Origin of the sequence: Sphingomonas gellani, from assembly GCF_900110035.1 — a bacterium.
GTDB classification, from domain to species: domain Bacteria; phylum Pseudomonadota; class Alphaproteobacteria; order Sphingomonadales; family Sphingomonadaceae; genus Sphingomonas; species Sphingomonas gellani.
The window spans coordinates 396,489-417,322 of record NZ_FOCF01000003.1 but is presented as its reverse complement, the minus strand read 5'-3'; the positions used below and the strand labels follow the sequence as shown (position 1 = coordinate 417,322).

Here is a 20,834-nt window from a genome sequence, read left to right as displayed (position 1 = left end):
CATCATCATGTCATCGATCACCGGCGCGATCCTCGTGGGCGCGGAAGAGCGCCAAGGCAGCGGCAACGGCTTCGAGGCGGTCGACCCGTCATCGGGCAAGGCGCTGAGCCCGCGTTTCGCAGAGGCGGACGCGCACGACGTGGCCGATGCCTGCGCGCTCGCCGCCGCGGCCTTTCCCGCATTCCGCGACCTGCCGCCGGAGGATCGCGCGGCGTTCCTGGAGCGGATCGCGGATGCGATCGCGGCGACCGGCGAAGAGCTGATCGATCGCGCGATGAGCGAGACGGGCCTGCCGCGTGCGCGGCTGGAAGGTGAGCGCGGCCGCACCGTGGGTCAGCTGCGCCTGTTCGCCATCGTGGTGCGTGAAGGCGGCTGGATGGACGTGACCATCGACCCCGCGATGCCGGACCGCCAGCCCCTGCCCCGCCCCGACCTGCGCCGCGTCAACATGGGCGTCGGCCCGGTCGCGGTATTCGGCGCGTCCAACTTCCCCTTGGCCTTTTCCGTCGCGGGCGGTGACACCGCGTCCGCGCTGGCCGCCGGTTGCCCGGTGGTGGTGAAGGGGCATCCGGCGCATCCCGGCACGGGCGAGATCGTCGCGCGCATCATCCGCCAGGCGGTGGCGGACAGCGGGTTGCCGGCGGGCGTCTTCTCCTACCTGCCCGGCACGACGAACGCGCTGGGCGGCGCGCTGGTGGCCGATCCGCGCATCAAGTCGGTCGGGTTCACCGGATCGCGCGGCGGCGGGCTGGCGCTGGTCAAGATCGCCAATGCCCGGCCGGAGCCGATCCCCGTCTTCGCTGAAATGTCTAGCATCAACCCCGTGATCCTGTTCCCCGCCGCCGCGCAGGCACGTGGCGCAGCACTGGGAACCGCCTTTGTCGCGTCGCTGACGCAGGGGGCGGGGCAGTTCTGCACCAATCCCGGACTGGTCATCGCGCTGGCGAACAGCGACCTCGCCGCGTTCGAGGGTGCGGCGGTCGAAGCGCTGGCGAAGGCGCCGAACCAGCACATGCTGACTCCCGGCATCCACAACGCCTTCCAGACCGGCGTCACCGCGCTGGAGGGACATGCGGCGGTCGAAACGCTGGCCAAGGGTCCGGTGGGCGACGGCATCAACCAGGCCAGCGGGGCCATCTTCACCGCCGACGCCGATGCCTTCGCGGCGGACGCGGCGCTCAGCCATGAGGTGTTCGGTTCGTCCTCCATCATCGTGCGCGCGCCGGACATTGACGCGGTCGCATCGCTGGTAAGCGGGCTGGAGGGCCAGCTGACCGCTACCTTGTTGTTCGACGAGGAGGACGAGCCGCTGGTCGCTCCGCTGATCCCGTTACTCGCCGAAAAGGCGGGGCGCATCCTGGCGAACGGCTGGCCGACCGGCGTCGAGGTCAGCCATGCCATGGTGCATGGCGGCCCGTTCCCCGCGACCAGCGACACGCGCACGACCTCGGTCGGCACACTCGCCATCCAGCGGTTCCTGCGCCCGGTCTGCTACCAGAACCTGCCCGACCGGCTGCTGCCGACGGCGCTGCGCAACGACAATCCGTGCAAGGTCGCCCGTCGCGTCGACGGCACCATGCAGCTCGCCTGAGGACCGATCGCATGACCTCCTACCAATCCCTGGTCCAATTCCGCGCGGTCGACGGCACGCGCGGGGTGGCGGTGCTGCGCGACGGACAGGCGACCGTGATCGCGGGCGCCACGTCGACCCTGGCGCTCGCCCAGCGCGCGCTGGCGGAGGGCACCACGCTGGCCGCGCTCGCGGGTCAAGGTGGCGACACGGTGGACCTGACGGCCGTCGAACTGCTCGCGCCGATCGATCATGAGGACCCGGCGCACCTGCTGCTCACCGGCACCGGCCTGACCCATCTCGGCTCCGCCGAAGGGCGCGACAAGATGCACCGCGCGATGAGCGACGCCGCCCAGCAGACCGATTCCATGAAGATGTTCCTGATGGGCGTGGAGGGCGGCAAGCCGGAGAGCGGCGCCGGCGTCCAGCCGGAATGGTTCTACAAGGGCGACGGCGCATCGCTGGTCGCGCCGGGCGCCCCGATCCCCTCCCCCGCCTTCGCCCTGGACGCCGGTGAGGAGCCGGAGATCGCGGGCATCTACCTGATCGACCAGGACGGTGCGCCGGTGCGCCTGGGCTACGCGCTGGCCAACGAGTTCTCGGACCATGTGACGGAGCGGGGCAATTACCTGTGGCTCGCCCATTCCAAGCTGCGGCCCGCCGCGCTCGGCCCCGAACTGCTGCTCGGTGACCTGCCGCCCCATGTCGAGGGGACCAGCCGCATCGTGCGCGACGGCGAGACGATCTGGGAAAAGCCGTTCGTGTCGGGAGAGGCGAACATGTCGCATAGCGTCGCCAACCTGGAACATCATCACTTCAAATATGCCGCGTTCCGCCGGCCGGGCGACGTCCACGTCCACTTCTTCGGCACCGCCACCCTGTCGTTCAGCGACGATGTGCGCACGCAGCAAGGGGATGTGTTCGAGATTGCGGCGGCCCCGTTCACGCTGCCGGTGAGCAATCCGATCGGTGCCGAGCAGGCGACCGACGTGACCGTGCGGACGCTTTGATCCGACACGCTCATGGGGCTTGAGGCGGGTCTGCGACAGCGCGTCGGAACGCCGGATGGCGGCAGGTGCTGGCCTGCCCCCGTCCGGCTCGAGGTCCTCAGGTCCGCGGAGGCTTGCGCCGTCTCTGTGTCGTCCCCCGGCTCGGATGAGGTGGGGGGACGTGAGAAGGCATCAGTTCCACCAGGATGCCGGTTGGCCGGCCATGCGCCTTTTCCATCCGGGTCGCGGCGTACGCCGCCGCGCACGCACCCGACACTGGCATTCTCCCTTGGCATACACTCTTGCGGAACCTCGTCGTGACCACCTGCCGACCACCCCGCGCCGCCATGTCGGCGAGGCCGCGATGAAGCGAGTAGCCCTCCTGATCGCGATGGCGCTGTCGGTGGCGGCCGGCCCGCCGCCGCCCCAGCAGGAACCGACGCCAGCATCGCTGAACGCGCGGCTGACCGGCGACATCCGCCCGGTCCACGACCCCGTCATCATCCGCGAAGGCGGCACGTACCACGTCTTCTCGACCGGCATCGGCACGGGCGGTCAGGCCATCCTGTCGGCGCGCGTCTCCAACGATCTGGTGCATTGGCAGAGGGGCACCGCACCCTTTGAGCGGCTGCCGGACTGGGCCACCCGCCTCATCCCAGGCGCCACCAACATGTGGGCGCCGGACATCAGTTTCGTGGCCGGCCGATACCGGCTTTATTATGCCGTCTCCACCTTCGGCTCGAACCGATCGGCGGTCGGGCTGGCGACCAGCCCGACGCTTGATCCGGCGGCACCGGGCTATGGCTGGCGCGACGAGGGGCTGGTGGTCACCTCCGCGCCCGGCGACGACTATAACGCGATCGATCCCGCCTTCTTCGCCGATGCACAGGGTCGCCACTGGCTGGCGCTCGGCAGCTTCTGGACGGGGCTGAAGCTGTTCGCGCTCGATCCGGCAACGGGAAAGCTGCTGCATCCGGGCGAAAAGCCGCGCGCGCTCGCATCGCGGCCGGTGCCGGCCGGCGCGCCTTCCATCGTGGAGGCGCCATTCCTCTTCGCGCATGGCGGCTGGTACTGGCTGCTCGCGTCCTATGATTATTGCTGCAAGGGCGTGAACAGCACCTATTACACCGTGATCGGCCGGTCGAAGAGCATCGAGGGGCCGTATCGGGGACGGGACGGCAGCTCCATGCTGGCGGGCGGCGGCACGATCCTGCTGCGCGCCGACCTGCAGGAGAAGCAGCGGTTTCGCGGTCCGGGTCATCCCGGCCATGTCCGCGACACCGACGGCACCGATTACGTCGTCTATCACGCCTATGACCGGGACACCAACGGCGCCCCGACGCTGCGCATCGTGCCGCTGCGTTGGGGAACGGACGGCTGGCCGACCGCCGAGGGGCAATAAGGGAGGAAGCCATGGGCGATCCATCACGCCGTCTGTTTCTGGCCGGGGCCGCCGCGCTGGGCGTGTCGCCGGCCATCGCGCGGCGTGTGCCCGCGCCCCGCATCATCAACCCGCTGGTGCGTCAACGCGCCGATGCGCAGGTGTTCCGGCACAGCGACGGCTGGTACTACATGACCGGCTCCGTCCCCGAGTACGACCGGCTGGTGCTGCGCCGCTCGCGCACGCTGGCCGGCCTGTCGAGCGCCACGGAAAAGGTGTTGTGGCGCCACCTGCCGAGTGGGCCGATGTCGGGGTTCATCTGGGCGCCCGAGCTGCACCTGATCGACGGGCGCTGGATCATGTACTTCGCGGCGGGCCCAAGCGGTGGTGGCGAGGATGTGTTCCGCATCCGCACCTATGCGATCCGGTGCGACGGGCCGGACCCGATGACGGGGCCGTGGTCGGTGCTCGGCCAGCTGCAGACGCCGTGGGACAGCTTCACGCTTGATTCGACCAGCTTCGTTCACCGCGGCACCCGCTATCTCAGCTGGGCGCAGCGGGAACCGGGAATCGACACCAACTCGAACCTGTACCTGGCGCCGCTCGCCACGCCGCTGACGCTGGCCGCCAAGCCGGCGCGCCTGTCGGTGCCGACGCTGGAATGGGAAACGCGCGGGTTCAAGGTGAACGAGGCGCCCGCGCTGCTCGCCCGGCATGGCCGGCTGTTCCTGACCTATTCGGCCAGCGCCACCGATGCGCGGTACTGCCTGGGCATGCTCACCGCGCGGGCGGATGCCGACATCATGGACCCGGCGGCGTGGAGCAAGTCGCCGGTGCCGGTCATGACGACCTCGCGCGAGCACAAGATCTTCGGGCCCGGCCACAACAGCTTCACCACGGATGAACAGGGCCGCGACATGCTGGTCTTTCACGCCCGCGACTATGAACAGATCCAGGGCGACCCGCTGTTCGATCCCAACCGCCACACGCGCGTTCAGCCGATCCGCTACACGCCCGCCGGGGTGCCGGTGTTCAACCCGCCCGTCGCCAACGGTCCGCTCGCCTGACGGCACGGCGGATCAGCCTGCCGCGATAGGCGGCACGGGTGTGCGGGATGCCAGCGCTCCCGACCCGCCCACCGCATCCCACCGAAAGGCATCGTTCATGCGAAACACCCTCGCGCTCATGTCGCTCACGGCCGCCTTTGTCGCCGCACCGATCTCGAACGCCGCCCATGCGCCGCAGAAGCACGACAGCGCGCGACCGACGCTCACCAATCCGATCCTGCCGTCCGGCCCCGACCCGTTCATCCTGACGCATGACGGCTGGTTCTATTTCACCGCGACGCGCGGCGACCGCCTCGCCATCCGCCGTACCCGCGACCTGGGCAAACTGGCCGAGGCCGAGGAGGTGGTGGTCTGGCGACCGGCGGCGACGGGGGATCACGCCATCTCCATCTGGGCGCCGGAACTGCACCGCTTCGACGGCAAGTGGTTCATGTACTTCACGGCCGCCGCCGCCGGGCATGACGACGACGCCCATCGCGGCGTGTTCGTGCTGGAGAATGACGCCGCCGACCCGTTGACCGGGCGCTGGGTGGACCGGGGCCGGGTCGACACGGCACTGCCGGGGATCGACGGCACGGTGTTCGAGGCGCGGGGGCGGCGGTGGTTCGCCTATTCGGCCTATGACGGTCCCGACAGCGTGCTGATGATCGCGCCGCTCGCCAACCCCTGGACGCTTGCCACACCCGCCGTCACCATCGCCCGTCCCGATCAGCCATGGGAGCGACAGGGTGGCCGCCAGATCCTGGAAGGGCCGGAGTTCCTGGCGGGGCCGAAGGGCGACCTGTTCCTCGCCTATTCGGCCAGCGCGTGCTGGTCGGACGATTATGCGCTGGGCCTGTTGCGGCTGAGGCCGGGCGCGGACTCGATGATCCCGGCGAACTGGACCAAGGCGCCGCGGCCTGTGCTGGCAAAGGTGCCGGGGAACGACGTCTACGCGCCCGGCCACAACGCGTTCTTCACCGCCAACGGGGGTCGTGAAACCTGGATCGCCTATCACGCCAATCAGGGTGCGGGGGTGGGTTGCGGGGCAAAGCGCTCCCCCCGCGTGCAGCGGATGCGCTGGGCAAGCGACGGAACGCCTATCTTTCCGGTCCCGGCGCGAGCGGGCCAGCGAGTGGAGGCACCTCTACCCTGAAACAGGAACGTCCCCGTTTGCGCGACGGCAAACGGGGGACGCGGGTCAGCGGCGGCGGGATCGCCTTGCCGGCTCCGGCATCGTCGCCGTCGCCGTCGCCGTTGCGGGCACCACGCCCTTCGGCGCGGCGGCCAGCCGGCGGATCAGGTCGGTTTCCGATGCCCGGTACGGCGTGCCGTCGTTGCGAAACACCTCATGGAACCAGATGGTCGGCTCGCTCAGCACATAGGGCTTCTGCCAGCTGTCCCAGGGCAGGCGCGTCTGGGTCCGGCCATCGACAAAGCCCCAGTTCATCATGCCGACATCGTAGCGCTTCCCGATCGGCAGCGACCCGTCGAACGTCGAACCGTTGCCGCGCGCCATATATTCGGTGCAGATCACCGGCCGATTATAGGGCAGCAGCTGACGGATGCGCCGCTCAAAGGTCTCCGGCCAGTTGTAATCGTGGAACGTCACCACGTCCGACTGGGCCAGCTGCAGCTTTTCCATCGGCGACGACTTCCCACCCGGCGTCCAGTCGTCGCCCAGCCAAACGCCCGATGTCAGCGGCTGACCGGGATCGGCATCGCGTGCCCAGTCGAACACCTGCGCCAGCATTGCGCGGACCAGCGGCTCCTTGCCTTCCTGTCCCTTGTACTGGTCGGCGCCGTTGTCCGGCTCGTTCCACAGGTCCCATCCCAGGATGCGATCGTCATCCTTGAACGCCCCGATCACGCCCTGCACATAAGCCTTGTACTTCGGCCAGCCGGCACGGTCGCGCAGGCCCGCCATGCCGGGCGACTGCACCCAACCGGAATTGTGGACGCCCGGGATTGGTGGATGCTGCGGCCCCAGCTTCGGGTTCGGGTCCCAGCAGCTGTCGAACAACACGAACAGCGGCTTGATGCCATGGCGCTGCGCGATGGTCAGGAACTCGGCGATGCGACGCTTGAACCCCTCCGGGTCCTGCGTCCACAATTGGTCGTGCAGGAACACGCGCATGGTGTTCATGCCTATGCCCTGCGCCAGGCCCAGTTCGTAATCGATCCGCTTGGGGTCCCATGTCTCCGCCTGCCACATCTCCAGCTGGTTGATGGCGGTGGCGGGCGCATAGTTGGAGCCGACCAGCCAGGGCTGGCGCGCATACCAGGCATTGGCCTGCGCCTCGGTCCAGCGCGCGCGTGCGTCGGCGCTCCCCGCCGTGAGCGCGATGAACGCCGCGGCGGTTGCGAAAATCAGCTTCATTCTTTCCTCCCGGTTCGTCAGCGCTTCTCGACGAAGAGCCTGTAGGTCATCGTGTTGCGATAGGTCTGGCCCGGTGCCAGCCGCACCGATGGAAAGCTGGGCTGGTTCGGCGCATCGGGGAACAGCTGCGGCTCCATCACGATGGCGTCACCCATGCGATAGATCTGCCCCTTCTTCCCCTTAATGGTGCCATCGAAGAAGTTGCCCGAGTAGAATTGCAGACCCGGCTGGTTCGACCACAGCTCGAACCCGCGACCCGACACCGGCTCCACGACGCGGGCCATCAGGTGCTGGTCGGACGTGACGCGATCGCCGATCACCCAGTTATGATCGTACCCACGGCCATACAGGATCTGCGGATCGCGCGCATCGCGCACCCGGTCGCCGATCACCGTGGGATTGCGGAAATCGAACACGGTGCCCGCCACGCTGGCATGCTGTCCCAACGGGATCGAGGTCGCGTCGGTGGGGGTGTAACGCTCCGCCGGGATGGTCAGCACATGGCCCATCGCACCGCACGGGTTCCCGACGCCGGCCAGGTTCCAATATGCGTGGTTCGACAGGTTCACGACCGTCGGCCGGTCCGTGGTCGCCCGGTAATCAATGATCAGCCGGTTCTGCTCATCCAGCGAATAGGTCGCATAGGTAGTCAGCGTACCGGGATAGCCCATGTCGCCATCCGGGCTGACATAGCGCAGGGTGACGGAGGCGGTCGGCCCGCTCTTCACCTGCGTCACTTCCCACAACACCTTGTCGAACCCCTTGGTGCCGCCGTGCAACGAGTTGGGGCCATTGTTGACCGGGGTCGAATAGGTCTTGCCGTCCAGGGTGAAGCGCCCCTTCGCGATGCGGTTCGCGACACGGCCCACGGTGGCGCCGAAGAATTCCGGCTTGGTCAGATATCCGTCGATCGAGTCGTAGCCGATCTGCACATCGTCGCTCTTGCCGTCGCGGTCGGGCATGGTCAGCGCCTGCAACGACGCACCCAGCGCGATGATCGTGGTCGACACGCCCTTGCCGTTGCTCAGCGTCACGGCGGCGACAGGGCGGCCGTCCGGCATCGCGCCAAAGGTGGAGCGCTTCGCATCGGCGGCCAGCGCCGGGCTGGCGACGACCGATGACAGCAGGCAGGCCGCGATCAGGTTCCGCATCATTCTCTCTCCTCGTCGCCCGCGGGTGCGGGCCTGTTCTTGTGTCCGGACGGCAACCCGCGCCGCTCGCCCCTTGATCTCATCGCCGCGCCACGGGCCCGGCAGCGCTACCATGCCCGCCAGCGCGACCATTGCAACGCCCCCTTGCGACCGGACCGGAAAGTCCCCTCGCGTCGCGTCGTACCCTTGATCCTACAATCGCCGTAAATCCACAATCATTTATATCATACAAATCACTTGCCGTGCTCCGCGGCCAGACGTATCAGCACGTCAGGCTGACCGATGAGATCAGCGGAAATTTCGTTTGGGGAGAGGGAAATGAGCTGGAAATCGCTGCTGTGCGTGTCGGTTTCGTCGATCGTGGGACTGGCCGGCATTGTGCCGATGACCGCAAGCGCGCAGACGGCACCAGCTACCGCACCTGATCCCGCCACCGCGCAGGAAGCGCCGAAGCCGGACGCCCCCAGCGATCAGAGCGCGAACCCCGCGGCGGTTGACGCCTCTTCCCAGGACAGCACCCCGACCGACAGCGGCGACGTCGTCGTCACCGGCCTGCGCCGCAGCCTGGCCTCGGCACAGAATATCAAGCGGCTGTCCGACGGGATCGTCGACGCCGTCGTTGCCGAGGATATCGGCAAGCTGCCCGACACCTTCGCCTCCTCGGCCTTGCAGCGCGTGGCCGGCGTCAACGTGACGCGCGGCGGCGGCGAGTCGGCGGGCGTCACGGTGCGCGGCCTGCCCGACCTGACCACCACTTATAACGGGCGCCAGATCTTCACCGCAGAGGGTCGCTACGTCCAGATCCAGGACTTCCCCGCCGGCACCGTGCAGGCGCTGGAGGTGTACAAGTCGGGCCTCGCCAACCAGATCGAGGGCGGCATCGCGGGCGAAGTCAACGTGCGCGGACGCCGCCCGTTCGACTTCCAGGGCTTCGAGCTATCGGGTTCGCTGAACGGCGTGCTGTCGCAACAGTCCGAAAAGATCGTGCCCAACGGCAACCTGCTCATCAGCGACCGCTGGAACACCGGCATCGGCGAAATGGGCCTGCTGGTGAACGCCAGCTATGTCGGCATCAACTTCCTCGATTCATCCCGCGAACAGTCGGTGGTGATCGCCAGCACCAACGTTCAGAATAGCGACGGCACCGTTTCGAACCGCGCGCCGGGTCAGCCGGCCGGGCTGCGCTTCCCCGACGCGCAGGGCAATTTCCTCGGCTATGGCGCCCGCTATCGCCCGTCCGCGAACGCGGCATTCCAGTGGAAGCCGACGCCGGAGCTGGAGATCTACGCGGACGGTCTGTACCAGGGCTTCCGGTCAAAGGATTACAATCGCTGGATGTTCATGCCGATCTTCGGCGACATCACGCTGACCAACGTCACGACCTTCCCCGGCAGCAACCAGATTTCCAGCGCGACGGTCAGCGGTTCGGTGCGTCCGGATGGCTATACCGGCTCGTTCAACGGCAAGACCGACACCTATCAGGGCGGCGGCGGCGTGAACTGGAAGAAGGACCGCCTGGAGATATCGGCGGACGTCGCCTACACGAACAGCAAATACACCGCCAATCTGGTCAACGTCGACTATGCGGCCGCGAGTTCTCCGGTGCGCAACGTCAATTTCGACGCGTCCAAGAATGGCGGCCCGAGCCAGGAATTCGTCAACTTCAGCCTGGGTGATCCCGCCAACTTCATCGCGCGCGGATTGTACCAGGAACTGCTGGAGGTCAGCGGCAAGGATTGGCAGGCACGCACCGACCTGTCCTACGATCTCGATATGGGCTTTCTGAAGCGGTTGCAGGTCGGCCTGCGCTACAACGACCGCGACGCGGCCCGCGATTTCGGAAACCTGTACAACAACTTCTTCTCACGCCGACCGGATGTGACCTTCGAGTCGCTCGGCATCCCGCTGAGCTCCTTGCCGGGCTCTGACGTCCGCGTGACCCTGCCCGGCTTCACGTTCGACGACGCACAGCCGAACATCGCCTATGCGGCGATGACCCGCGACAGCATCCGCGACAACCTTCCGGCGCTGCGGTCCTTCTTCAAGGTGCCGGCCGGCACGGTTCCGTTCGATCAGTCTCAGCGATTTCGTGCAAACGAGAAGTCCTACGCCGTCTATGGTCAGCTGAAATATGGCTTCGACCTTGGGAACATCACGGTTGATGGGCTCGCAGGTTTGCGTGCAGTCAAGACCAAGACCGTCATCAACGGCGTCTCGCGCCAGCAGATCGGCACCGATGCGGCCGAGAACCCCATCTACACCTTCTCGCCGGACAAGGCTGGCAACGAGTATACGGACTATCTGCCCAACGCTAGCGCGCGGGTGGCATTCACCGACAAGCTGCAGATGCGGCTCGCCTATACCAAGACGCGGACGCGGCCGAACTTCATCGACCTTCGCCCGAACCTCACGGTCGGCACGCCGCCAACGTTTACTGAGGGCAACCCTTGCCTGGATCCCACCAGCACGACCTACAATAGCCGTAACTGCGCCCGCGGCGGCTCACAGGGAAACCCGAACCTGAAGCCGCTGACGTCGAACAACTACGACCTCAGCATGGAGTATTATTTCTCGAAAACGGGCTTCTTCTCCGCTGCCGTGTTCCGTCACGACGTGAAGGGTTTCCTGTCGACGGTGAACACCGTGTACCGCGATCCGACCTATGGCCTGGTCGCCATCGATCGGCCGGTCAATCTCGGCAACACGCGCCTGCAAGGTGCCGAGATGCAGTTCACCAGTTTCCTCGATTTCGACGGATTGCCGGAATGGGTGAAGGGCTTCGGCGTCCAGGCGAACGGCACCTTCATCGATGCCAAGGGCGACCTTCAGGACAATTTCGCGCAGTCGTACAACAACGAGCAACAGCGCTTTCCCGGCGTGTCCAGGTGGTCGTACAACCTGGTGGGCCTGTACGAGAGGCCGCAATTCTCGGGACGTCTGGCCTATAACTACCGGTCGAAGTTCGTGTCCTATTACTCGTTCGAGACGTTCGACCCGATCGCGCACCCGACCATGGAACAGGGGCGTGGCCAGCTGGACGGATCGCTGTCGGTGACGCCGGTGCCGAACATCACGCTGGCGTTCGACGTGGCGAACATCCTGGGCAATCCGATCAAGCGCGACCGTGCGTACAACACCGGCGACGTCTATCGCCGCCAGGTGTTCTATATCGAGCGCAGCTACTCGCTCGGCGTGCGGTTCCGCTTCTGACCCTCGGGCAGGGCGGCGTCAGGCTCCGGGCAATCGGCGCCGCCCTTCATCCCGACAGTGCCGGGCCGATGCGTGGCATCGGTCCGGTGTTCTCTCCCGCCAGCCAGCAGGTACCGGCATGAAGCGCCATCTGATCACATTCTGTGCGGCGATCGCTGCCGCGACCGGCATCGGCCTCGGCAGCGGCGTGCTGGCCCGCAATCCGCAGTTCCAGGGCGCCGATCCCCATGCGATGTTCGTCAATGGCGAGTTGTGGGTTTTTCCGACCGGCGGCCCGGGCGGCAGCTGGGCGGCGGATCGTTTCGGCGCGTTCTCGTCCCGCGACCTGAAGACCTGGAAAAGCCGGGGTGAACTGATCCGTCGCGACCAGATCGGCTGGATCAAGGATGATGGCGCACCCGAGCATTTCCTGTGGGCGCCCGGCGTCGCGACCCGCAACGGCAAGTGGTTCCTTTATTATTCCGTCGGGCCGCAGAACCCGACGCCCAGCCGCATCGGCGTGGCCGTCGCCGACCGGCCGGAGGGCCCGTATCGCGACAGCGGCGTTCCGCTGGTGACCGGCGGCAACGGGTTCGAGGCGATCGACCCGATGGTGTTTGTCGATCCGTCGAGCGGCAAGGCGTATCTGTACGCCGGCGGCAGCGCGGGCGCGACGTTGCGCGTCTGGGAACTGAAGCCCGACATGATCCACATCGCCCGCGAGGTGAAGGTGGCGACTCCGCCCCAGTTCACCGAGGGGTCGTTCATGCACAAGCGGGGCAAGCTCTACTATCTGTCGTACAGCCACGGCGTGTTCAACGGACCGAGCTATTCGGTGCATTACGCCACCGCGCCATCGCCGACGGGTCCCTGGACCTATCGCGGGGCGATCCTGACGGGCGACGCGCATCATCAGGGGCCGGGCCATCACAGCTTCGTGCAGACGCCGTCGGGCCAATGGCTGATCGTCTATCACCGCTGGGAACGCGGCCCCGGCGCCGGCCCGTACCAGGGGGAGCGGCAGATCGCGATCGACCGGATCCGCTACACCGCCGACGGCCGCATCCTTCCGATCCACATGAGCGACGGGAACGCCTCTCCCACCCTGCCGGTGCGCAGCCACCAATCGTCCGGATCAGGCCGCAGCGGCGGAAGTCCCCACGCCCAATCACCGGGGGCGTGACGGCACGGCCACTGCGGCAACACGCATCGTCAGAAGGCAGCGTCGACTGAGCGGCAGCCCCGCTCAGGCGTCAGGGCGCAGCCGGTAACCCACCCCCAGTTCGTTGGCGATGACGCTGCCCACCGGACCCGGATGTTCCAGCTTCTGGCGCAGGTTGCGGATGACGATCCGCAGATATTCGATGCGCGCCTCCTCCCCGCCCCAGCATGCGGCCAGGATGCGGTCGTGGGTGACGACCCGGCCGACATGCCGCGCCAGCATCGCCAGAACGTCATGTTCCTTGCGGGTCAGGTGCAGTTCCTCATTGCCGCGAAACACGGTGCGCCGGTCGAGATCGATGCGCAGGTCCCCGCGCTGCACCAGTTTCGGTGCGGTTCCTCCACCGCCCTTGTGCCTCAGCGCGACGCGGAGCCGGGCGAGCAGTTCGTCGGTGTCGAACGGCTTGGTGACGAAATCGTCGGCGCCCAGATCCAGCGCGGCGACCTTCTCGTCCACGGCGTCGCGCGCGGACACGACCAGAACGACCGCATCACCGTCCTTCCGCAACAGCGGAACGAGCCCCAGCCCATCGCGGTCGGGCAGCCCCAGATCGAGCAGCACGCCGTCCGGATGCTCGGCCGCATATTGGCGCAGGGCACCCTTGCCGTCCGCTGCCTCCACCACCGCATAGCCGGCCTGGACCAGCGTGTTGCGCAGCAGGCGGCGGATGGCGGCATCGTCATCGACCACAAGAATCTTGGCGGACATGGTCAGGAAACGCTTTCGATCGACGGGTCGCGGACGATAAGGGCGGCGGGAAAGACCAGGGTAAAGGCGGCACCGGTGGCGTCCGCGCGATTGGCCGCCTCCACGGTCATGCCCATCGCCTCCGCGAATGCCTTGACGATGGCAAGCCCCAGGCCGGTGCCGCCGACGGCGCGGTCGGAGCCCTCCAGCCGCCGAAACGTCTCGAACACCTCCGCCTCGCGTCCGGGCGGCAGGCCCGGCCCCCGATCGAGCACCGCCAGACGCAGCTCCCCCGGACGGTGGCGTCCCTCGATGACGATGTCGCTGCCCGGATCGCCATAGCGTCCGGCATTGTCGAACAGGTTCAGCAGGCAATGATGCAGCAGCTGGGGATCGGCGCGGACCAGCGGCAGATTGGGCGGCACGTCCAGCCGCACCGCATGTCCCTCCAGAGCGCGCCGGGCATCGTGCGCCGCGGCGGCCACCGCATCGCTCAGATCGGTCGCCTCCATGTTGAGCCGCAGAGCGCCCGCCTCCACACGCGCCATGTCGAGCAGGTTGGCGACGAAGCGGTTGAGCCGCGCCGCCTCCCCCTCGATCGTCGCGATCAGCTCGGGCGTCGCGCCACCGTGCAGCTGCGCGGCGGCTGCGATCACCGCGGTCAGCGGGGTGCGCAGGTCGTGGCTGACCGAGGAAAGCAGCGCGGCACGCAGCCGGTCGCGGGTCAGCACGGCATCCACGTCGCGCATCTCCGCCTGCAGCCGCAGCCGTTCGAGCACCAGCGCCGACTGGTCCACCAGGCTGCTGAGCAGGGACAGCTGATCCGCCCGCACCGGATCGCCCCCCGCCTCGCTCGCCACGCCCAGCACGCCCAGCACCCGATCACCCGCCTTGACCGGCTGGAACAGCCATTCCGACGCGGCCAGCGTGCCCGACCCCTTGCCCGCCGGATTGCCGGTGTCGAACGCCCAGCTGGCCGCCGCATTGTCCATCGCGTCCAGCCGATAGGCGGGATCGCTCGCGGCCAGGATCTCCAGGTCGGCGCCCGCCTTCGCGCCCAGAAGCACGACCTGCACGCCCAGCAGCCGCCGGACATCGTCGCAGATCATGCGGGCCGCGCCGTCCAGGTCGTTGACCGCCGCGATCTGGCGCAGGAACCCTGCCAGTGTCGCGTTGGTCCGCGCGCTCGCGGCGGCCAGGTCGGCCTGCGCCCGCACGCGCGCGGTCAGCTGGCTGGTCGCCACCGCGATGCCGAGCAGCACGACCACCGAGACCAGGTTTTCCGGATTGCTGATCGTCAGCGTGCCGACCGGAGGCAGGAAGAAGAAGTTGTAGGCGAGGCTGGACGCGATACCCGCATACAGGCCGGTGCGCAGCCCGAACAGGCTGGCCGCCGCCATCACCGGCAACAGGTACAGCAGCGCGACATTGCCCAGGTCCAGGATGTGGAACAGCGCGCTGGCGATGGCGGTCACGCCCGCGACCATGGCCGTCGTCGCGGCATAGCCAGCGGGGGTACCCCACCGCGCGGGCCGGCGGCGGACGCGCTGTTCGCGGCGGTCGCTGACCGGCATCGGCAGGACGTGCACCGTCACGTCGGGCGTGTCGCGGATCAGGCGGTCGACGACCGACCCGTGGCGAAGCTCGAACCAGCGCGACCGCGCGGACTTGCCCAGCACCAGCTGCGTCGCGCGCGCATCCGCCAGGAACGACTGCACCCCCTCCACCACATTCTGCGCCGGGACACTGGCGACCGCGCCGCCCAGTTGCGTCGCCAGGGTCATCGCCGCCGCCACCCGGCCATGCTGTGCGTCGGTGAAGTGCGCGGCGCGCGGCGTCTCGATGAACACCGCCGTCCACGGTCGGCGCAGGCCGTCGGCGACCCGCTTGGCGGCGCGAACCAGCACGTCGGCGCCGGGCAGTTCGTTGATCGCCACGACGATCCGGTCGCTGCCCGCCCAGGTGCCGCCAAGGCCAAGCGCGCGCACGTCGTCGAGCATGCGCGCGTCCACCGCCTGCGCGGCGCGACGCAGCGCCAGTTCGCGCAGCGCCGACAGGTTCGATTTGGAGAAGAAGTGCGACAGCGCACGCGTCGCCTCCTGCGGCAAATAGACCTTGCCCGCCTTCAGCCGCTCGATCAGCTCGTCGGGCGGGATGTCGACGACCTCGATCTCCGCGCTTTCCAGCACGCTGTCGGGCACCGTTTCGCGGACGCGGACGCGGGTGAAGCTGGCGACCACGTCGTTCAGGCTTTCGACGTGCTGGATGTTGACGGTGGAATACACGTCGATGCCCGCCGCCAGCAGCTCCTCGACATCGCCGTAGCGTTTCGGGTGGCGGCTGCCGGGCGCGTTGGTGTGGGCGAGTTCGTCGACCAGGACCAGACGCGGCGCGCGCGCCAGAATGGCGTCCACGTCCATCTCGTGCAGCGTACGGCCTTCATAGACGACATCGCGGCGCGGCACGATCTCAAGCCCGCGGGTCAGCGCGTCGGTTTCCCGGCGACCATGCGTTTCGACCACGCCCACAACCACGTCCACGCCGTCGCGCCGCCGCGCCGCGCCCTCCGACAGCATCTCATAGGTCTTGCCGACACCCGGCGCCGCGCCGAGAAAGATCTTCAGCCGCCCGCGCCCCTCCTGCGTCGCCGCGCGCAGCAGGGCGTCCGGATCGGGCCGCGCACCGTCCGATCCGGGGCCGACAACCGCCATCAGCGCGACGGCAGGTCGGCGCGACCGACGCCTGGCAAGGCTACGCGGGGCAAGGCGTCGAGCGCGCGGTTGAGCGCCAGTACATTGACGTGTGGGTCGCCGAACACCGACGCCTCGGTCCGCTCCGCGATCAGCGCGCGGAGTTGCGCGAGCGGCAGTCCGCGAACGCGGGCAACGCGTGGCGCCTGCGCCAGCGCGGAGGCGGGCGACAGGTCGGGGTCCAGGCCCGACCCGCTCGCGCTCACCAGGTCGGCGGGCAGCGCACCCGTGACACCCTCCGCGCGCCGCTTCGCCACGTCCGCACGAACGCGATCGGCCAGTGCCCGCGCGGTCGGCGCGAGGTTCGACCCGGACGAGGCCAGGCCGTCATATCCCTTGCCCGCCGCAGAGGGTCGCGTCTGGAAATAGCGCCCGGTCGTGAACGCCTGCCCGACCATTTCCGACCCGATCACCCGCCCGCCCGCATCGCGGATCAGGCTGCCGTTGGCGCGATCCGGAAACAGTGCCTGGCCGATGCCGGTCATCGCCAACGGATAGCCCAGCCCGAGAAGCGCGGCGAACAGGATCGTCATGACGATCGCGGGACGCAGCGCGGAGGTGAAATCCTTGCCCATGATGTGTGATCCTTTACGCGAGGGCGAGGCCACCGACCACAAGGTCGATGATCTTGATGCCGATGAACGGGGCGACCAGGCCCCCCAGGCCGTAGATGGCGAGATTGCGCGCGAGCAGTGGTCCGGCCGCCATCGGTCGGTACGTGACGCCCTTCAGCGCCAGCGGCACCAGCAGCGGGATGATCAGCGCATTGAAGATGATCGCGCTCAGGATCGCGGACCGCGGCGTCGCCAGGCCCATGACGTTCAGCACGCCCAGCCCCGGATACAGTGCGACGAACATGGCGGGGATGATCGCGAAATATTTGGCGACATCGTTGGCGACGGAGAAGGTGGTCAGCGCGCCGCGCGTCATCAACAACTGCTTGCCCAGGCCCACCACCTCGATCAGCTTGGTCGGGTCGCTGTCCAGGTCGACCATGTTGCCCGCCTCGCGCGCGGCCTGGGTGCCGGTGTTCATCGCCACGCCCACATCCGCCTGGGCCAGCGCGGGTGCGTCGTTGGTGCCGTCGCCGCACATCGCCACCAGCTTGCCGCCGGTCTGCTCCTTGCGGATCAGCGCCAGCTTGTCCTCCGGCGTCGCCTGGGCGAGGAAGTCGTCCACGCCCGCCTCGGCCGCGATGGCGGCGGCGGTCAGCGGGTTGTCGCCGGTGATCATGACGGTGCGAATGCCCATCTGGCGCAATTCGCCGAACCGTTCGCGGATGCCGGCCTTCACCACATCCTTCAGGAAGATGGCGCCGAGCAGCCGCCCGTCGCGCGCCACCGCCAGCGGCGTACCGCCGGCGCGCGCGATCTCGTCGGTGATGCGCCGAAGTTCGGTCGCCGCAGCCGTTTCCCCCATGCCGGCATCGGCGCGCAGGATCGAATCCACGGCTCCCTTCTGGATCAGCAGGTCGCCGGCCTTCACCCCCGAAATGCGCGTCTGCGCGGTGAAGGGAATGACCTCCGCCCCGGCCGGCAGCGCCGTCGTGGTGACCCCGAACCGCTCCCGCGCCAGCGACACGATCGATCGCCCCTCCGGCGTCTCGTCGGCCAGGCTGGCGAGCAAAGCGGCCTCCGCCAGCTCGGCCTCGTTCGTGCCGCCGACTGCGCGGAACTCGCTCGCCTGGCGATCGCCGATCGTGATCGTGCCCGTCTTGTCGAGCAACAGCACGTCGATGTCGCCCGCCGCCTCCACCGCGCGACCCGACTTGGCCAGCACGTTGAACCGGACCAGCCGGTCCATGCCAGCGATGCCGATCGCCGACAGCAGCGCCGCGATCGTCGTCGGGATCAGTGTGATGAGCAGCGCCGCCAGGATCGCGACCGGGATCCTGCCCCCGGCGTAACTGGCGAAGGCCGGGATCGTCGCGACCGCGATCAGGAAGATCACCGTCAGCCCGACCAGCAGCAGCGTCAGCGCGACCTCGTTCGGTGTCTTCTGCCGCTCCGCACCCTCGACCAGCGCGATCATGCGGTCGAGGAAACCCTGGCCCGGATTGACCGTCACGCGGACGCGGATTTCGTCGGAGATGACGCGCGTGCCGGCGGTGACGGCGGAGCGGTCGCCCCCCGCCTCCCGGATCACGGGCGCGCTTTCGCCGGTGATCGCGGCCTCGTTGACGGAGGCGACACCGGCGATCACCTCGCCATCCGACGGGATCAGGTCGCCCGTGGTGACCAGCACCACATCCCCGACACGCAGGGCACTGGCGGGTACCTGTTCGACCCGGTCGCCCTTCATCCGGCGCGCGGTCAGTTCGGCCTTTGTCGCGCGCAGGCTGGCCGCCTGGGCCTTGCCCCGCCCCTCCGCCAGCGCCTCCGCAAAGGTGCCGAACAGGACCGTCAGCCACAGCCAGACAATCAGTTGCGCCTTGAACCCCAGGGTCAGCCCATCGCCGCCCACGTTGATCAGGACGGTCAGCAACAGCGCCACGACCGCGGTGACGAACATTACCGGATTGCGGACCAGCGCGCGGGGGTGGAGCTTGCGAAAGGCCTCTGCGATCGCCGGGACGATCAGTTCGGCGGTGAACAGCGATGCGGTTGCGGTGCGTGCCATGGTCGGCGCCCCTTCAGAACAATTGCCCGCGGATCATGCCCAGATGATCGGCGATGGGACCGAGCGCGAGGCTCGGCAGGAATGTGAGACCGCCCAGGATCAGGATGATCCCGACCAGCAGGCCGACCCAAAGGCCGCCGGTGGTGGGGAACGACCCGGCGCTCTCCGGCGTGTGCTTCTTGGCGGCCAGGCTGCCCGCGATGGCCAGCATCGGCACGATGATGAAGAAGCGGCCGCCCCACATCGCGATGCCCAGCAGGCCGTTGTAGAACGGCGTGTTGGCGCTCAGCCCGGCAAAGGCGGACCCGTTGTTCCCGACCGCGCTGGTGAAGGCGTACAGGACCTCCGAAAAGCCGTGCGGCCCCTTGGCAAGCGGGCCGGCCAGTCCCGGTTCCAGCACCGACGCCAGCGCGGTCAGGCCGAGGATCAGCAGCGGCAGCACGGCGATGGCCAGCACCGCCAGTTTCACCTCCCGCGCCTCGATCTTCTTGCCGACATATTCGGGCGTGCGGCCGACCATCAGGCCCGCGACGAACACCGCCAGGATGGCGAACAGCAGGAAACCATAGATCCCTGCGCCGACGCCGCCGACCACGACCTCGCCCAGCTGGATGTTGAACAACGGGATCATGCCGCCCAGCGCCGTGAAGCTGTCGTGCATCGCGTTGACCGCGCCGCACGACGCGGCGGTCGTGACCACGGAGAACAGCGCCGACGCCGCGATGCCGAAACGGACCTCCTTCCCCTCCATGTTGCCGCCCGCGACACCGATCTGGTGCAGCACCGGATTGCCCGACGCCTCCGCCCAATAGGTCACGGTCGTGCCGGCCAGGAACAGGATGGTCATGGCGGCCAGGATCGCCCAGCCCTGGCGAGTGTTGCCGACCGCCTTGCCGAAGCACCAGGTCAAGCCGAAGCCGATGACGAAGATCGACAGCATCTCCACCATGTTGGTCAGCGCGGTCGGGTTCTCGAACGGATGCGCGCTGTTGGCGTTGAAGAAGCCGCCGCCATTGGTGCCGAGCATCTTGATCGCTTCCTGGCTGGCGATCGGGCCGAGCAGGATCGATTGCCGCGCCCCCTCCAGCGTGCGCACGTCGACCACGCCGGCCAGCGTCTGCGGTACGCCCGACGCGATCAGGAACAGCGTGTAGGCGACGCAGATCGGCAGCAGCAGGTACAGCGTCACGCGCGTCACATCGGCCCAGAAATTGCCGATCGCCCGTGCCTCGCGCCGGGCGAAGCCGCGGAACAGGGCAAAGGCGAGCGCGATCCCCGTCGCGGCCGAGAGGAAGTTGTGGATCGTCAACCCCAGCATCTGGCTGAGGTTCGACATCGTGCTCTCGCCGGCATAGCTCTGCCAGTTGGTGTTGGTGGTGAAGCTGATCGCGGTGTTGAACGCCAGATGCGGCGACAGGCCGGGCAGGCCCTGCGGATTACCCGGCAGCACGCCCTGCAAGCGCAGCACCGCATAGGTGAAGGCCATCAGCACGACGTTGAACAGCAGCATGTGCAGCGCGTAGCGGCGCCAGCCCTGTTCGGCGGCGGGATCGATGCCGGCGACGCGGTAGAACCCGCGCTCGACCGGTCCGAGCACGACGTGCAGCGGCGTCCTCCGCCCCTCGTACAGCGCGTGCAGCCACAGGCCGACCGGCTTGGCGAGCGCCAGCAGGATGCCGGTAAAGGCGAGGATCAGGAACCAGCCCTGAAGTGTCATGGATCCGCCTCCTTCAGAAGCGTTCGGGGCGGATCAGCACCGCCACCAGATAGATGAGAAGGCCGAGCGCGGTGAGCGCCGCCAGCCAGAGGTCGAGCGTCATGGGTCTGCTCCTCAGGCGTTGTCGCACAGG

The 20,834-nt window shown here is 68.1% G+C and carries 14 protein-coding genes and 1 pseudogene; 7 read left to right on the top strand and 8 right to left on the bottom strand.

Going from position 1 to position 20,834, the window contains the following annotated elements:
* Nucleotides 1-7: 7 nt before the first annotated feature.
* The 5 genes and pseudogenes from BMX37_RS08770 to BMX37_RS08750 all read left to right on the top strand — a co-directional run bounded on the left by BMX37_RS08770 (nucleotide 8) and on the right by BMX37_RS08750 (nucleotide 6,142).
* Nucleotides 8-1,591, top strand: coding sequence for an aldehyde dehydrogenase (NADP(+)) (locus BMX37_RS08770; RefSeq protein ID WP_093665334.1), 1,584 nt, complete (start codon nucleotides 8-10; stop codon nucleotides 1,589-1,591).
* 11 nt (nucleotides 1,592-1,602) lie between these two features.
* The gene (araD1, locus tag BMX37_RS08765) at nucleotides 1,603-2,580 is read left to right on the top strand and encodes an AraD1 family protein (protein ID WP_093665333.1); all 978 of its coding nucleotides are present in this window, start codon (nucleotides 1,603-1,605) and stop codon (nucleotides 2,578-2,580) included.
* Between the two features lie 343 nt (nucleotides 2,581-2,923).
* Nucleotides 2,924-3,961: an arabinan endo-1,5-alpha-L-arabinosidase gene (locus BMX37_RS08760; RefSeq protein WP_093665332.1), complete on the top strand. Its 1,038-nt coding sequence runs from the start codon at nucleotides 2,924-2,926 to the stop codon at nucleotides 3,959-3,961.
* An 11-nt stretch (nucleotides 3,962-3,972) separates the two neighbouring features.
* A pseudogene (locus tag BMX37_RS08755) lies at nucleotides 3,973-5,001 on the top strand (glycoside hydrolase family 43 protein); the annotation flags it as partial.
* Between the two features lie 103 nt (nucleotides 5,002-5,104).
* On the top strand, nucleotides 5,105-6,142 hold the full coding sequence (locus BMX37_RS08750) for a glycoside hydrolase family 43 protein (protein ID WP_093665330.1): 1,038 nt from the start codon (nucleotides 5,105-5,107) through the stop codon (nucleotides 6,140-6,142).
* Between the two features lie 45 nt (nucleotides 6,143-6,187).
* Here the strand turns inward: BMX37_RS08750 and BMX37_RS08745 are convergent, their stop codons facing one another.
* Entirely contained in the window at nucleotides 6,188-7,366 is a 1,179-nt protein-coding gene (locus tag BMX37_RS08745; RefSeq protein WP_093665329.1) for a glycoside hydrolase 5 family protein, read from the bottom strand.
* 17 nt (nucleotides 7,367-7,383) lie between these two features.
* On the bottom strand, nucleotides 7,384-8,520 hold the full coding sequence (locus BMX37_RS08740; RefSeq protein ID WP_093665403.1) for an aldose epimerase family protein: 1,137 nt from the start codon (nucleotides 8,518-8,520) through the stop codon (nucleotides 7,384-7,386).
* Nucleotides 8,521-8,835: 315 nt separating this feature from the next.
* On the opposite strand from BMX37_RS08740, the gene BMX37_RS08735 reads away from it, so the two are divergent.
* Nucleotides 8,836-11,727, top strand: coding sequence for a TonB-dependent receptor (locus BMX37_RS08735; protein ID WP_170841901.1), 2,892 nt, complete (start codon nucleotides 8,836-8,838; stop codon nucleotides 11,725-11,727).
* A gap of 118 nt (nucleotides 11,728-11,845) precedes the next feature.
* Nucleotides 11,846-12,889 (top strand): family 43 glycosylhydrolase, encoded by a 1,044-nt coding sequence (locus BMX37_RS08730; RefSeq protein WP_093665327.1) that lies wholly within the window; start codon nucleotides 11,846-11,848, stop codon nucleotides 12,887-12,889.
* Nucleotides 12,890-12,952: 63 nt separating this feature from the next.
* Here BMX37_RS08730 and BMX37_RS08725 read toward each other — a convergent pair whose 3' ends face one another.
* The 6 genes from BMX37_RS08725 to kdpF are packed head-to-tail and all read right to left on the bottom strand — an operon-like array spanning nucleotide 12,953 to nucleotide 20,804.
* Nucleotides 12,953-13,636 (bottom strand): response regulator transcription factor, encoded by a 684-nt coding sequence (locus tag BMX37_RS08725; RefSeq protein ID WP_093665326.1) that lies wholly within the window; start codon nucleotides 13,634-13,636, stop codon nucleotides 12,953-12,955.
* Nucleotides 13,637-13,638: 2 nt separating this feature from the next.
* Entirely contained in the window at nucleotides 13,639-16,326 is a 2,688-nt protein-coding gene (locus tag BMX37_RS08720) for a sensor histidine kinase (protein ID WP_093665325.1), read from the bottom strand.
* On the bottom strand, nucleotides 16,326-16,940 hold the full coding sequence (gene kdpC, locus BMX37_RS08715) for a potassium-transporting ATPase subunit KdpC (RefSeq protein ID WP_093665324.1): 615 nt from the start codon (nucleotides 16,938-16,940) through the stop codon (nucleotides 16,326-16,328). Before kdpC ends, BMX37_RS08720 begins: the two co-directional genes overlap by 1 nt.
* A gap of 13 nt (nucleotides 16,941-16,953) precedes the next feature.
* A complete protein-coding gene (kdpB, locus tag BMX37_RS08710; protein WP_093665323.1) occupies nucleotides 16,954-18,984 on the bottom strand; it encodes a potassium-transporting ATPase subunit KdpB in 2,031 nt (676 codons plus the stop codon).
* Nucleotides 18,985-18,997: 13 nt separating this feature from the next.
* Nucleotides 18,998-20,701 carry a potassium-transporting ATPase subunit KdpA gene (kdpA, locus tag BMX37_RS08705; RefSeq protein ID WP_093665322.1) on the bottom strand — a complete coding sequence of 568 codons (1,704 nt, stop codon included), beginning with the start codon at nucleotides 20,699-20,701 and terminating at the stop codon, nucleotides 18,998-19,000.
* Between the two features lie 13 nt (nucleotides 20,702-20,714).
* Nucleotides 20,715-20,804: a K(+)-transporting ATPase subunit F gene (kdpF, locus tag BMX37_RS08700; protein ID WP_022685962.1), complete on the bottom strand. Its 90-nt coding sequence runs from the start codon at nucleotides 20,802-20,804 to the stop codon at nucleotides 20,715-20,717.
* Nucleotides 20,805-20,834 lie beyond the last annotated feature (30 nt).

Bases quoted from the DNA above. Each gene is read 5' to 3' on its own strand.
- BMX37_RS08770 (WP_093665334.1), top strand. From the start codon at position 8: ATGTCATCGATCACCGGCGCGATCCTCGTGGGCGCGGAAGAGCGCCAA.
- araD1 (WP_093665333.1), top strand. From the start codon at position 1,603: ATGACCTCCTACCAATCCCTGGTCCAATTCCGCGCGGTCGACGGCACG.
- BMX37_RS08760 (WP_093665332.1), top strand. From the start codon at position 2,924: ATGAAGCGAGTAGCCCTCCTGATCGCGATGGCGCTGTCGGTGGCGGCC.
- BMX37_RS08750 (WP_093665330.1), top strand. From the start codon at position 5,105: ATGCGAAACACCCTCGCGCTCATGTCGCTCACGGCCGCCTTTGTCGCC.
- BMX37_RS08745 (WP_093665329.1), bottom strand. From the start codon at position 7,366: ATGAAGCTGATTTTCGCAACCGCCGCGGCGTTCATCGCGCTCACGGCG.
- BMX37_RS08740 (WP_093665403.1), bottom strand. From the start codon at position 8,520: ATGATGCGGAACCTGATCGCGGCCTGCCTGCTGTCATCGGTCGTCGCC.
- BMX37_RS08735 (WP_170841901.1), top strand. From the start codon at position 8,836: ATGAGCTGGAAATCGCTGCTGTGCGTGTCGGTTTCGTCGATCGTGGGA.
- BMX37_RS08730 (WP_093665327.1), top strand. From the start codon at position 11,846: ATGAAGCGCCATCTGATCACATTCTGTGCGGCGATCGCTGCCGCGACC.
- BMX37_RS08725 (WP_093665326.1), bottom strand. From the start codon at position 13,636: ATGTCCGCCAAGATTCTTGTGGTCGATGACGATGCCGCCATCCGCCGC.
- BMX37_RS08720 (WP_093665325.1), bottom strand. From the start codon at position 16,326: ATGGCGGTTGTCGGCCCCGGATCGGACGGTGCGCGGCCCGATCCGGAC.
- kdpC (WP_093665324.1), bottom strand. From the start codon at position 16,940: ATGGGCAAGGATTTCACCTCCGCGCTGCGTCCCGCGATCGTCATGACG.
- kdpB (WP_093665323.1), bottom strand. From the start codon at position 18,984: ATGGCACGCACCGCAACCGCATCGCTGTTCACCGCCGAACTGATCGTC.
- kdpA (WP_093665322.1), bottom strand. From the start codon at position 20,701: ATGACACTTCAGGGCTGGTTCCTGATCCTCGCCTTTACCGGCATCCTG.
- kdpF (WP_022685962.1), bottom strand. From the start codon at position 20,804: ATGACGCTCGACCTCTGGCTGGCGGCGCTCACCGCGCTCGGCCTTCTC.